Origin of the sequence: Fluctibacter halophilus (assembly GCF_020687825.1) — a bacterium.
GTDB lineage: Bacteria > Pseudomonadota > Gammaproteobacteria > Enterobacterales > Alteromonadaceae > Fluctibacter > Fluctibacter halophilus.
In genome coordinates this window covers 238,682-252,274 of sequence record NZ_JAJEWP010000002.1, presented here as the reverse complement: position 1 = coordinate 252,274, position 13,593 = coordinate 238,682, and the positions used below count along the sequence as shown (strand labels likewise).

The following is a 13,593-nucleotide window of genomic DNA, read 5'->3' as shown; positions in this document are numbered from 1 at the left end:
GTCTGTTAAATACGGGTATAACGAATTTCCATCGAGGTTTGCCACTGTTCAGGCTGGCGGGCAAGTTGAATGGTCATCTGGTACTCGTTGGCATTATCCACGTTGATCAGTGAACGCTTGAACAATGGCTTGCCACTGTGGGGGTCGGTCAGCTCACCGCGCATATCCCAGCACCAGTCGTTAAATGTGCCTCGCTCCACCTGCAGCATGGTACTCACACTGTCTATCCAGACAATTTCAAATACCTTGCTGACCGTGTTATAGCCCCAATAACCTTCGCCATTGAAGGCCGGTTGGCCGGGAGCCATCGGGCTGGCCTGAAAATGCTGGTGCAAGTAGCGGCCATCAAACAACAAACGGTTATGCATCGTGCCCTGGCCACGCAACGGTTGCTCCTGGCCCATGAACATCTCCATCTCGGCGCTGAATTCTCCGGCCAGACGGTGCAACAGTCGGTGCTCCTCTGTTATGGGCATACCGGCTGGGGTTTGATCATTCATCGTTATCAACTCCGTTTGGGGTGAGCAGCCCGCGTTGGCTCGTCAGCCGGTGCAGGCTCGGTTTTAACTGCGGCGAGCGCGGGAGCACCACGGCCGCGGGCAACACAGACCTGATTTTTACCGCCATGTTTGGCGTCATACATGGCATTATCCGCGCAGTCGATGAGGTGCTCCAGAGGGCTTAACGCCCGACTGGCAACGCCAATACTGACCGTAAGAGGCACACGTTTGCCCTGATAGCGTAACGGATTTTCCTCCACCAGGCGACGCATACGCTCCGCCACCTGATGAGCGCTGGCCAGGTTGGTGTCCGGCATCAGCAGTGAAAACTCTTCCCCACCAGTACGGGCCAGACAATCCTGTTGTCGTGTTGCCATTGCCATGGTTTGCACGCAGTGTTTAAGGGCTTCATCACCGACCAGATGGCCATAGGAGTCATTAATTTGTTTGAAGTTGTCCAGATCAATCACCAGCACACTGAAGTCCTGGGCGCGGCGCTTGGCATCCGCATCGACCAGCGCCAGTTGACGCTGAAACGCCCGGTAATTTAACAGGTCGGTCAGACCATCATAGTCGGCCTGGTACTGGATACGCTGGATCATGCGCCACAGCACCTGCCCCACCAGGGCAATGTTAAAAAACACCGCCGCGGCGATGAAAAACCACAAAATGCTGACACCGAAAATCTCATCATTGTGGGTGAAATACACCGGCCGGACATTCGACAGTTGGGTGATCACGCGGATCCCGTTCAGGCCAATCGCAAGCACAAACGGCCACCCCAGCAACAATGACCGGACCAGTCCTACCCGTTTGCGGTTGGCGGCCACGATATCCCGGGCGATAAAGTAAAACAGCGCACTGCTGAACACCGAAAAGGTCAGTGCAAACCAATAAGCGGAACTGAGCTGGCCGGGGATCACCGGGTACACCAACAATACGGTCATCGCCAGCAGCCCGTAGTGATACAGCCTAAGCGGCTGATGGTACAGGGTTCGGACCCCGAGACTGAACAGGGAAAAGCCCACCAGGGTAATGATGTCTGCCAAATTCCAAATCAGAAAGCCGGAGCGACCGAAGCGAGCGGCCATCAGCATACAGGACACAATGAACAATAAATTGGCGGAGAAAAACAGCAGCGATGCCCGGCGGGCTATACGCAGATAAACCAGCATCAACCACGACGCACTGGCGGTCGCCAGTACCATGATTATGAATGAAAAGATGACTTCGCGCGCTTCAACCATCGCTGTCAAACTGCTAGTTGTTTATAAATCACACGATTACTATACCTGATAATCCGCGGATGACCACTTAGACATTGGATTGATTTTACCGCATTAAAAAGGGGCCGCCCGGCCCCTTTATGACATGTCAGGTATCAGTTACTGACCTGTAGCATGTATTCTGCCACGGCCAGACGGGTCTCCTCGTCCAGGTAATTCTGCGGTGGCATTTGCGGATAGTCATCACGCTTTTTGACCGGATCAGCGATGTAGTCCGCCAGACCTTGGGGATTGTCCATGTACAAAGCCTGAATAACCTGTACCGGTGGACCAATCATACGACCGGAATAGGTGTGGCAACCGGTGCAGATCCCCAGGTAGGCAATTTTGCCCCGTTCACTGGGATCAATCTCGCGGGGCGGCACCGGCGCATCGAGCAGATAGTCATCAATGTCGTCGGTGTGGGTCACATCACACTCGGCCCAGTCACTGACCCCAACGGTAACGTACTGATGGCGGTTGATGATGCAGCTGTCGCGGGAAACACCCACCCGCACGATATCCGGATTACCCTGTTTAAATTCGGTCAGCATCAGGGCTTTGGCCTCATCGATAGTGTCGTAGCCGTTATTCAGCATCAGGTTGTTAAGGATTTTGACCCGATCCGGCGCAGGATCCGATTCCGGATCGATGGTGGTATTGGGCGCGTTATTGTGATCGGTAATGATGATGCCGGCGGTCTTGTTGTCGCGGATAATGTTGTCTTCAATCACCACATCGTCGGCGGCCATGATCAGAATGCCCGTCCCAGCCGGAATGCCCGACACCGTCGAGCCGGGAATGGCAAAATTGGCGGTGTTGTTATCAACAATAAAATTATTGCGGATGATCACATCATAGGTGGTTTTGATTGGCAGTCCCGGGGTGATGAACGCCAGGATCCCGCCGGTGTTATGGTGCACGTAGTTGTTTTCAACGATGGCGTGACGGCTGTTTTCAATTTCAATCCCGGCCACCGAATCAAACACTTCATTGTGCGCCACGTGCACATTGTCACTCATGCCCACGTAAATGGCAGCATCTTCAATGCCTGAAATGATATTGTCTTCGACCACGCCGTTTTTTCCCAATTGCGGAAAAATCCCGTACACCCCGGTGTCGATGATCAGGTTGTTGCGGATGACGAAGTTGTTGCCCGCCTGCCCCATGATCCCGTTACCTTTGTACCCTGTGATTTTAAGGTTCTCCACCACCACCCCATTGCCGGAATACAACACCGCATCATTGAGCTTTTTTTGCCCATCCAGAGTTGGCCAGCGTCCTTGTTCGATAACCCCCACCAGGTGTATGTCATCTTTGTCGATGTACACCGTTTCATGATAGGTGCCTGGCTGGATCTGAATCGTGTCTCCTGCTGATGCGGCTTTGACCGCCGCCATGATGCTGTCCCCATCATTGACAATGTGCACCTGGCCCTGTGCTCTGGCCTGAGCGCCGCTGCCCTGATTATCCTGGTCTGCCTGCTTGTCGTAGCCGCCGGCATAGCCCGCGCCGCCCTGACTCAAGGTAATGGTAGGCGCAGGCGTGCGGGTAGTCCCCATTTGCCAACCGATCAAAAACGCAATCACGGCGCCCGCTGCGGTAAAAACGAGTCCTTTGTTCATGTTATTTCCCCGTCTGAGTGTGTGTTTGTGGTGCGCGGTAATCGGCATCCACCGGTGGCAGTCCCGACGGCACGGCGACTGGCACCGGTGGCATGAGACTTTCATCATCCAGCGCGCCCAAAAAGGTCACGATGGCATCCAATTCATCATCAGTCAGTTGCGGATCCCAGATATGCCAATGGATCTGCAGCGACTCTTCGGGCGGTACCGCATGGCCCCGCCCCTTATTGTAAAATTCCACCGCATCGCGCAACCCGGCAAAATTACCGGCATGCATGTAAGGTGCGGTTTTGGTCACATTGCGCAAGGTCGGCACTTTGAATCCACCGCGCAATTTGGCCGCATTGAACGGCACCTGGGCGCCCGGATCCAAGGGTTGACCCGGCGCTTCCGGCACACCAATCACGGCAATTTGATTGTTGGTAAACAATGGGGGCTGATGACATTCAGCACAGCGCGCCACAAAAGACCGGAACACGTTCAGGCCCTCAATTTCCCGCTCGCTGAGCGCCTGATGATAACCATGGGCATACTGGTCGTAACGGCTGTTGAGCGATACCAGGGTGCTCTGAAAGGCCGCCAGCGCCGTCATTACGTCAGCCAGGTTTGGTGATTCAGCGTGCGGAAACGCGGCCTTAAACAGAGCCGGATAAATCTCACTGTTGGCCAGATCTGACAGCAGTTGCTGTGGCGTGTTACCCATCTCATTGGGGTCGAATAACGGACCGGCGGCCTGCTGCTCAAGGCTGTCGGCACGGGCATCCCAGAACAGGTGATCAAGAAAGCCCACATTCCACAGTGACGGCGCCGATCGTTTGACCGGTTTACCGGTTACTCCGATACTGTGCGCCCTGCCATCCGCCAGGCCCTTGTCCGGGCGATGACAACTGGCACAGGACAACTGGTGGTTGCCTGACAACAGCGGATCAAAAAACAGCCATTTTCCCAATCCTATCTGGGCCGGGGTAAACCCATCCCGATGCGCAGGTAACGCCGTTTGGGTACCGCCAACGCCGCGGTTCTGCACCGAGTCGTAAAACTGATACAGCGACACCAGATAGCAACGTCCGTCATCCCGCAGCTCAAAGCTCGGCGGGCAGGTTTGAGGCAAAGAAAAAGTGGCTGCCTGGGCGTCCCCTACGTAACGCGAACAGGCGGCCACGACCAACAGCAGGAAAGTGCAGGTTGGGTTAAAACGCATCGTCTTGTCGTTGTTGAATGAACAGCAAAATATCGCGCAATTCCTCGTCAGACACGGTGTTGGCCATCATCGCCATTTGCCGGCCTAACCGATCATCCGGGTGACTACCACGAATACCGTTGCGAAACTTGTCCATTTGGGTCATCACGTACGCCACCGACAGCCCTTGCAAACGTGGCGCATGAAAGGTGGGATTACCTTCTCCCTGCGCGCCATGACAGGCACCACACTTGCCCTGGTAATACCGTTCACCGTTCATAAAACTGCCCTCTTCAACCCGGGCGGTAGAGACAGGCGCAAGGGAGGCCAGCCATGCCACCAGTTCGGTCTGGTCATCGGGCGCTAACCCACTGACACTGGCCGCCATGATTGCACCCTGGGTATCTTCCGGGTGACTACCGCGGGCACCTCGACGAAAGTCATTCAGTTGTTTGTCGAGATACCAGTCATACTGACCGGCCAACGCCGGTGCCTGCAGGGTGTCATTACCCTGGGCGCGATCACCATGGCATGCAGCACATTGGGTGTAGGTGGTTGTGCCACTGTCTGGTGTCGCCTGTGCCCGCCATGCAGCGCAACACAGCAGTACAAGTGCAGACAGGGTAACGGCAATCCGTAACGGCATGGCATTCTCATCGTTGTGTATGATGGAAGCACTTTACGCAGTGGCGGCGCAGACCGTCATACGCATTGCTGAAAAAAGCTGACGAATTCTGAAATGAGTTGGCTTTTTCAGCTATTCGTCGGTGTTATTCGCCGATTTGCACCGCACTGCTGCGGTATTCACTGGGGGTAACACCGTAAGTTTGTTTAAAGGCTTTATTGAACGAACTCAGACTACGGTAACCACAGTCCAGTGCCAGGGTCAGGATCGGGGTGCGACTGTGTTGAGGTTCACGTAAGCGCAGCGCAACATCCTTGATGCGATAGTGATTCAGAAAGTCATTAAAATTGCGGTAGGCCATCTCGCCGTTGATCACCTGACGCAGGCGATACTCGTGAATGCCCAAGGTACGGGACAAAATGCTGATGGTCAGGCCTTCCTGACGGTACAACAAATCGTTTTCCATCGCCGCGATCACCCGTTGCAATTCCGCCGAGGCTTCGGGCGCAGGTGCTTGGCGGGTCGCCGTTGTACTGGTCCCCTTGGCAGCATCAAACAGGGTGTTTTCACGCAACGCGAAAAACCAGAAATTGATCCCGGTTAGCAGCACACTCAGGCCCACGTATTTGGCCGTTGTCAGTCCGTGCCATTCAATGCCCAGCACCTGTTCGACCACTATGATCATGAACAGATAGCTGGCCACCAGTCCAATCACACCGGCTCGCATGTAGCGCCGTTCCTGAACCAGATCATCCTGCCAGTGGCGCAGCGCCACCAACAGCGCATGGCAAATCAGTACCAGCTCCAACGCCATGGCACCGTACACCACCAGACCATACAACGAAGGAAATTGACGCAAGTCGGCGTTAAACGCCAGTTGCAGTAACGTCGAGGACAACGGGATCAACAAGGTCAGAGACGCCACCGCCCACTGCCAGGGTTTGATCACCTGGCGGTCGGCAAATACGCACAGTGACACCAGCCAAAACACCCCGGGTAGCGCATTACCGCCAATATAGGCCACCCACCACAACACCGACATGTGGGTCTGGATCCCGGCGACGTCAGTCAGCACATAGGCGGCCCCACACCCCAGCAAGGCGATGAACAATCCGATCGCCCGATTGGTGGCCGCGCGGGGAAACAGCAACAACATGCCGGTCACCAGCTGGGCAAACGCGAAGTGGCTGAAAAAGGTTTCCAATGAGGTCACTGTGGTCTGTCTTAACGAAGTGGTATTGGCCAACCTTACCACTGAGGTAAAAGTCAGCTCAACCGGATTGACCGGCGAATTCGCCGGCCAATCGGTTTGATAGGATTAAAAGGTGATTTTCAGGTCGACACCAACTTCTCTTCCGCGGTTGACCCGACCAAAGGGAGTGCCCAGGATTGCCGCGGTGCGGCCGCTGATCCCTTCAACATAACGCTCGTCCAACAAGTTCTTGGCCCAGATCCCCAGGGTGTATTTGTCGTCTTCGCTGGAAAAAGCCACCCGGGCATTGAGATCTTTACGGTCGGCAAAATAGGCATCCACCGCGCGTTTGTAGGACTCCAGATCCGGATCCTGGTCGCGGATATTCTCCACAAACACATAGTCCACGAACACATTGACCTGGGCGAAATCCACATCCGGATACCAGTTGGCCGACAGGGTGTAGTTGGTGCTGGCATCAAAGGATTCGTTGCGCGCGTCCACCAATACACCTTCGGCATTGTAGAACGCAGGCGTTTCCACATCGGTGCTGCGAATTTCAGACACCGCTGACAAGATCAGGTTGGGGGTGGCCTGCCAGCGCAGGTCAATCTCCAGGCCGTCAATGCTGCGGTTCTCGTTGATGATACTGGGCACTGCCTGGCTGTTGCCCGGCGGTTTTGACTCCACCGAAATCTGGAAATTGTCCAGTTCGGTGCGGTATACGGTCAGGTTCATCACCAGCTGGTCGGCCAATACCGCCTTATAGCCCACTTCAAAGTTGGTGGTATCTTCCGGCTCAAAGGCTTGCTGTCCCTGGCTCTGATCAATGGGCACCAGCGAGTCAAAACCACCGGATTTGTAGCCCGTCGAATAGGACACAAACAACATCTGGTCGTCATCAATCTCAAAGCTGGTCACCAGGCGTCCGGTGACCTTGCTCCAGCTGTCGGATGCGGCCAGGTCCACTTGGGGGAACAATGCATTAGAAACCCCGGGCCGCACTGACGCGAAGCTTGTCGGCGGGATATACCAGGTAAAGTCCTTCTGATCATGGGAATAGCGTAAACCGCCAATCACATGCCAGCGATCGGTGACCGCAAAATCCACGTCGGCAAACACACCCCAGTTGGTGAAATCACCGGTATTGAAAATGTTTTCCTGCCAGAACTGGCCGGAGTAACTGGGCCCGAAAATTTCCGCCACGCCCAGCTCCTGTGACACGATGTCATAGGTCAGGTCACCGGTGGCTCGTACTATGTCACCGTCGAGCGGTAAACCGCCCAGGCCGATGGCGGCCATGATGTCGCCCCCCACGCCCAGCGCATTCAGGGCGCCGGCCCATTGATCGGCATTCCACATGTGATCCATTGGCAGGCCGAAAGAGTCCAGGGTCTGCTGTACCGCTGCATCGAAGGTCACTCCGGGACCAAACACCGCTTCAGCCGCGGCATCTGAAGTACCACCGAGCATTTGTGCAAGCTGCGCAGATACGCCCTGTGTGAGCTGACCGTTGAGCTCGGCCGTGGTCAGGCGGGCCAGCGTATCGGCGGTCAGGTTCAGCTCGGTCTGCTGACTGACATCCTCTTTCGAGTAAGACACCCCGGTGACCACGTTGACCCGCTCACCGCTGTAATTCAGCTGCCATTCGGTGTAGAAGATGTCCGAGTCTTCGTTATTGGAGGTATCGAAATAACGGGTGATGTCGGCGGTACCGTCTTCGTCCTCGCGGTTGACTGTCTCCCATTGGCGATGACTGACCACCCCTTTCATTGACCAGCGCTGATCAAAGGTGTGCCACAGTTTGGCGGTCCAGGCCGTCATGTCACGGGATTCAACGCCATTGCGCACATCGTTTTGTGCCGCCGATGCAAAGGGATCCGTACCGCCCTGGTAAGCCCATTCACTTAGCCCAACCGCCATTGGTGGCGCCTGTTCCAGGTCATCCACCTCCAGCGCCAGTTGCAGTTGGGTTGCGTCGCTGGGCTCCCAGCGCAGGGCAATACGGGCAGCTTTGTGATCACGGGCGCCCAAGTCGTAGGGCTCGCTGTCATTCCAGTCCGGCGATGACAGATTGTTGATAAAGCCGTCCTGCTCCGTGGTCAGTGCGTTGACCCGCACAAACACCTGGTCGCTTAACGCCTTGTTAAACATGCCTTCGGCGCGCATCAGGTAATCGGTACCGGCGGTCAGGCGCACAAACCCTTCGTCATAGGCACCGGGCTCGTTAGGGATCACGCTGACCACCCCCATCGCGGCGTTGCGGCCAAACAATGTGCCCTGCGGGCCTTTGAGGACTTCGACCCGCTGAATATCGGAAAACAACACGTTCTGCGCGGCGCGGGGCATGTACACATCATCATAAAATGATGCAGAGGACGGGTCACCTCCGACGGTAATGCCGGGGCTGGAAATGCCGCGGATCTGCACACCCGCCTGGGTCATGCTGCTGTCATCAAACGAGAACCCAGGAATGTACTTGTCCACATCCGACAGCAGTACCGCGTTGTTCTTTTCAATCACATCGGCACTGACCGTGCTGACCGTGACCGGTACTTTCATCACGTTCTGGGTACGCTTCTGGGCGGTCACTTCGATGACTTCCAAGGCGTTGTGGGCCGGTACCGTCTCATCGGTCTGTGCCACGGCAGTGGCGCTCCAGTATAGGCTCCCCATCGCCAGGGCCATGGACAAGGTTAATCGAGACAACGTCGTGGGGTGACCCGGGTGTGCAGCGGCGTCTTTGGCAAGCATGGGCAGTTCCTTGTTGTGTGTTTTTGACGAACATTCTTGTACTTGTGCCACGAGTATAAAGAGCCAATCACAGCGCTGACTTACGTAATGCTGCAAATGGCTGACGAATTTATTCGCGGGGCTGACGTATTTTTGCAAATCCCTTGCCTGACAAGGTGTTCAGGCCCATACAACCGATCACATTTTTTTAACAACCGTCAGACACCGCGCTCGTCGCCAGCGGTTCAATTCCTCCTGAAGGTCGGGTAGAAAGATAAAATCGACGTTCTACAGGATGTAACCAAGCCAAGTGCCCACGTCATCGCTGCTGTTTTTATTTACACATTGGTCAGTGCCAACCGCGAGCGGAATGCAGTGCTGGCAATAGCCTGACTCAGTCGGTGGGTTCCTGCAGGCCACTGCGCGCCACGATATCGGTGTCAAAGCCGTCAATGGTTTGCTGATTGCGGTTTATCCAGTAACGCTCGATGCCGTCAGGGCCCTGTTTGTCTGACCATTTGGCCAAATCATCCCGGTCAGCCACATAGTCAAAATAGGGTACCGACATGCCACAGGAGGTTTGCACCGTCTCGATGTGCTGAACGAAGATCTGCCGCGATGCCACACTGGCTGGAAACAAATCCACGTATTCCTGCCACTGGGCATCGCCACGGTGCAGTGCAGTGGCCTTGCCGTAAGTACGCAGGATCATGGGCGGCCCTTCAAAGGCACAAAACATCACCGTCATCCGTGGGTCAAGCTGCACATGACCCGCCGACTCATTGCCACTGCCGGTCAGGTTGAGCCAGATCAGCGTGTTGGCATCGAGCACCCGCAGAGAATCGCCCCCTTTGGGCGACACATTCACACTGCCCTGCGGCCCCGCTGTGGCGACAAAATACAACTTCTGCCGTTGAATAAAATCGATGTGCTGTTTGGTTAAGTGCTCGAATCGTTTGCCCATGAGGGTTCCTTTTAAATGAGTCCGTTGCTCTTCGTCAGGTCCGGTGTTCAGGGTCGGTCAGAGAAGCGAGAATGGCGCAGTCGGGATCGTCATCGCCCCGACAATCCGCTTCCAGCGCCGACAATGTTTTTTCCAGTTGTTGCAGTTCGGTGATCCGCTGGCGGATCGCCTGTCGGTGTCGCTCAGCGAGGGCTTTCACGTCTTTGCTGGCCCGGGTTGGATCGGCCCAGAGTTGCAGCAATGCGTCGATTTCACGCAGTGAAAAGCCCAGGTAACGGGCTTGTCTGATCAAGGTCAGTTGCTGCACCTGATGGCAGTCGTACAACCGGTACCCTGCGTCACTGCGGTGTGCATCACGCACCAGTCCCCGGGCTTCATAATGACGGATCTGCTTGGCCGACAGACCGGTCTGCTCAGCCGCTTCACCGATGGTCAGCCAATCAGTCATGTTCGCCTCCGGAGACACGCCAGCGCTGCAACAGCAACGCATTGAAGACCACCAGCACGCTGGAAAAGGCCATTGCGCCGCCGGCAATCAGCGGACTGAGGTAACCCAGTGCCGCCAATGGAATGCCAAGGGTATTGAAAATAAACGCCCAGAACAGATTCTGACGTATTTTACGCACCGTCAACCGTGCGATGGTCAACGCATCAGCCACCAGCGCCGGGTCGGCACGCATCAGGGTAATGGCCGACGCGCTCATCGCCACGTCCGTGCCACTGGCCATGGCAATCCCCAAATCGGCCTGCGCCAGCGCCGGCGCATCATTAATACCATCGCCGACCATGGCAACCTCAAAGCCTTGTTGCTGCATCTCCTTGACCGCCGCAATCTTGTCTTCGGGCAGCAATTCAGCGCGCACATCATCCACCCCCAGCTCCCGTGCCACCGCCTTGGCACTGTCTCGGTTGTCGCCGGTCAGCATGGCGACCTTAATATTTGCTTTCGCCAGCGTTTCAATGGCACGGTGTGCCGAGTCTTTAATGGTATCGACAAACGCCAGAATACCCACCAGCTGATAATCATCGCCCTCGCCTCTGGCCACATAGGACACCGTAGCTCCGGCAGGTACCGACAGATTATCAGGGATCCCGATGTGCAATTCCTGTATCCAGCGCTCACTGCCGAGCAACGCCGTCTGGCCCTCTGCGGTCTTCCCCTGAATACCACGACCCGCCTGGGTTTTCGGCTCATTGATGTCAACCGGAGTGACGCCTTTTTCCTCGGCACAATCTAGCACTGCCGTGGCGAGGGGATGTTCGCTGTGTTGCTGTAAGCCGGCCGCAAGCGCCAGCAATGCCTCGGATTTACCGTCCACCGCTGTCCAGTCCACGAGGCGGGGCTTACCTTCTGTCAGTGTGCCGGTCTTATCAAACAACACCCAGTCGATGTGCAGGGCCTGTTCGAGCGCTTTGGCATCCTTGACCAGAATGCCGGCCCGGGCGGCACTGCCGGTACCCGCCATGATGGCGGCCGGCGTGGCCAGCCCCAACGCACACGGACAGGCAATCACCAGCACCGCCACGGCATTGAGGATCCCGGTAGTCCAGTCACCGGTCATCAAGCCCCAGCCCAACAAGGTCAACAAGGCAATGGCCAGTACCACGGGTACAAACACGGCACTGACTTTGTCCACCAGGGCCTGCACCGGCGCCTTTTCACCCTGGGCTTCACTGACCAGACGTATGATCGCCGACAAGGTCGACTCTGCGCCAATGCGGGTTACCCTGACCGTCAGGGCACCATCGAGGTTGTAAGCCCCGCCGGTGACCGGGTCATCTTTTTGCTTGCTCACCGGCGCACTTTCACCGGTCAGCAACGCCTCGTCCAGATGACTGCGTCCTTCGAGAATGACACCATCGCAGGGCACTTGTTCGCCGGGCTTGATGGATACCTTGTCATCCACCTGCACATCGTTGATGGCTACCTGTTGCCACGCACCGTCACGCCACACGCGGGCCTGTTCAGGGCGCAGCTTTTCCAGCGCCCGCAAGGCTTCGGTGGTACGACGCTTGGCCCGGTGTTCGAGGAATTTGCCCAGTAAAACCAACGTGATCACCGCGCTGGAGGATTCAAAATACACGGCCGCATCAGCCGCACCGGGAAGCAACGTATGATAAACCGACAAACCGTAGGCAGCCGTGGTGCCCAGCGCCACCAGCACATCCATATTGCCCACACCGGCCTTGAGCGACGACCAGGCTCCGCGGTAGAAACGGCTGCCGGCGATAAACTGTACCGGCGTGGCCAGTATCCACTGCCACAATGGCGGCAACATGGCATCCATTTGAAAGATGGCCAGCACCATTGGGGCCACCAGAGGTACGGTAAACACCGCTGCCAACACCAGCAAACCATCAACACCTGGCTTTATTGTGGTATCCGACGATTGCTCAGGCGCCTGAGGCGTTCCAGCCAGGGCATAACCCGCCGCGCTTAATTGTTGCCCGACAACCTCGGCCGAGATGCCTTGAGTACTGATCAGCGTGAGTTGCTCAGTGGCCAGATTGACACTGGCTTTCAATACGTCGGGCAGTGCTGAAAACGCCTTTTCAATACGCCCGGCGCAGGAACCACAGTGCATGCCTTCGACCGCAAATTGCTGATGCTGCACGGTGGCCGGATAACCCGTGGTCCGAAGGGTTTGCAAGACACTTTCAATGTCAAAGTCGCCCTGTACCGACACCTGCTCGGTGGCCAGGTTGACAGCCACCTCTTTTACGCCGTCAAGGGGCTGCAGGGCGCGTTCAATTCGCGCCACACAGGATGCGCAGCTCATACCGCTGACCGGTAAATGTACTGTTGAAGACATGATCACTCTCCGTTCATTGTTGGACCATGGCCAAACATAAAGGTTACCACAAGGGTAAGGTCAAGGGTCTTTATGCCGCGTTTGCCAATTGTCTCTGGGCTGCGGTTACTTGCCCTGTCCTGCCTGACGTTGGTCGCATTCCCTCTGGGCCGGTAACATCGCCTGCCGTACAGTGCGATCTTTTCATGTTAAGGATAAACCATGACACTTTTACGCGGCATATTATGCGCCACGGTATTGTTCAGCAGCGCAACGATGGCGCAAGATACACTGACCAATCACTGTGACAACACCTGCCAGACCACGCAAATCAACCAGTATTATCAGCACATCAGCCGCATCCTGATGGCTGGCTCCAGCGCCGAGGACGTAGACAGGTTCCTTGGCGGCCTGCACGACGACGTGCGCTATGTGCACGCCGAGTACAGCGCCGATTTCGACAAAGCAATCTGGCGCCGCGCCTTCCTTCGTCAACTCGACAAAGGCCGTTACACCAACAGCAGCGATGCCACGCCTACCATCAACCGCATCATTCACGGCTTCAACACCGCGGCAGTGGAAGTGGTCAGCCGCTACAATGACGATGACAGTGGCGAGCTGCTCACTTCCCCTCCGCGACTGGCGATCTTCACCTTTGAAGACGGCAAAATTGTCGCCATTCGGGACCACTGGTATCACCTCGCGGAGCAATAGGGC

Annotated in this window: 11 protein-coding genes; 1 reads left to right on the top strand and 10 read right to left on the bottom strand. The window is 56.2% G+C overall.

Features of this window, described 5'->3' with window-relative positions; genetic code table 11:
• Positions 1–5: 5 nt before the first annotated feature.
• The 10 genes from LJ739_RS09885 to LJ739_RS09840 all read right to left on the bottom strand — a co-directional run bounded on the left by LJ739_RS09885 (position 6) and on the right by LJ739_RS09840 (position 12,897).
• Positions 6–500 (bottom strand): DUF1579 family protein, encoded by a 495-nt coding sequence (locus LJ739_RS09885; RefSeq protein WP_229160004.1) that lies wholly within the window; start codon positions 498–500, stop codon positions 6–8.
• Positions 501–505: 5 nt separating this feature from the next.
• Positions 506–1,747 (bottom strand): GGDEF domain-containing protein, encoded by a 1,242-nt coding sequence (locus LJ739_RS09880; RefSeq protein WP_229160002.1) that lies wholly within the window; start codon positions 1,745–1,747, stop codon positions 506–508.
• A 134-nt stretch (positions 1,748–1,881) separates the two neighbouring features.
• Positions 1,882–3,390, bottom strand: a complete 1,509-nt coding sequence (locus LJ739_RS09875) for a parallel beta-helix domain-containing protein (protein ID WP_229160000.1) — start codon at positions 3,388–3,390, stop codon at positions 1,882–1,884.
• A gap of 1 nt (position 3,391) precedes the next feature.
• The gene (locus LJ739_RS09870; protein WP_229159998.1) at positions 3,392–4,591 is read right to left on the bottom strand and encodes a cytochrome-c peroxidase; all 1,200 of its coding nucleotides are present in this window, start codon (positions 4,589–4,591) and stop codon (positions 3,392–3,394) included.
• Positions 4,581–5,216: a c-type cytochrome gene (locus tag LJ739_RS09865; RefSeq protein ID WP_229159996.1), complete on the bottom strand. Its 636-nt coding sequence runs from the start codon at positions 5,214–5,216 to the stop codon at positions 4,581–4,583. The genes LJ739_RS09870 and LJ739_RS09865 overlap by 11 nt, the downstream gene beginning before the upstream one ends.
• 124 nt (positions 5,217–5,340) lie before the next feature.
• A complete protein-coding gene (locus LJ739_RS09860) occupies positions 5,341–6,408 on the bottom strand; it encodes a helix-turn-helix transcriptional regulator (protein ID WP_229159994.1) in 1,068 nt (355 codons plus the stop codon).
• 105 nt (positions 6,409–6,513) lie between these two features.
• Positions 6,514–9,141 (bottom strand): TonB-dependent receptor, encoded by a 2,628-nt coding sequence (locus LJ739_RS09855; protein WP_229159992.1) that lies wholly within the window; start codon positions 9,139–9,141, stop codon positions 6,514–6,516.
• Positions 9,142–9,514: 373 nt separating this feature from the next.
• Positions 9,515–10,084, bottom strand: coding sequence for a pyridoxamine 5'-phosphate oxidase family protein (locus LJ739_RS09850; RefSeq protein WP_229159990.1), 570 nt, complete (start codon positions 10,082–10,084; stop codon positions 9,515–9,517).
• 34 nt (positions 10,085–10,118) lie between these two features.
• A complete protein-coding gene (gene cueR, locus LJ739_RS09845; protein WP_229159988.1) occupies positions 10,119–10,532 on the bottom strand; it encodes a Cu(I)-responsive transcriptional regulator in 414 nt (137 codons plus the stop codon).
• Positions 10,525–12,897, bottom strand: coding sequence for a heavy metal translocating P-type ATPase (locus LJ739_RS09840; RefSeq protein ID WP_229159981.1), 2,373 nt, complete (start codon positions 12,895–12,897; stop codon positions 10,525–10,527). Before LJ739_RS09840 ends, cueR begins: the two co-directional genes overlap by 8 nt.
• Positions 12,898–13,098: 201 nt before the next feature.
• On the opposite strand from LJ739_RS09840, the gene LJ739_RS09835 reads away from it, so the two are divergent.
• On the top strand, positions 13,099–13,590 hold the full coding sequence (locus LJ739_RS09835) for a nuclear transport factor 2 family protein (RefSeq protein ID WP_229159980.1): 492 nt from the start codon (positions 13,099–13,101) through the stop codon (positions 13,588–13,590).
• The last annotated feature ends 3 nt before the right edge of the window (positions 13,591–13,593 follow it).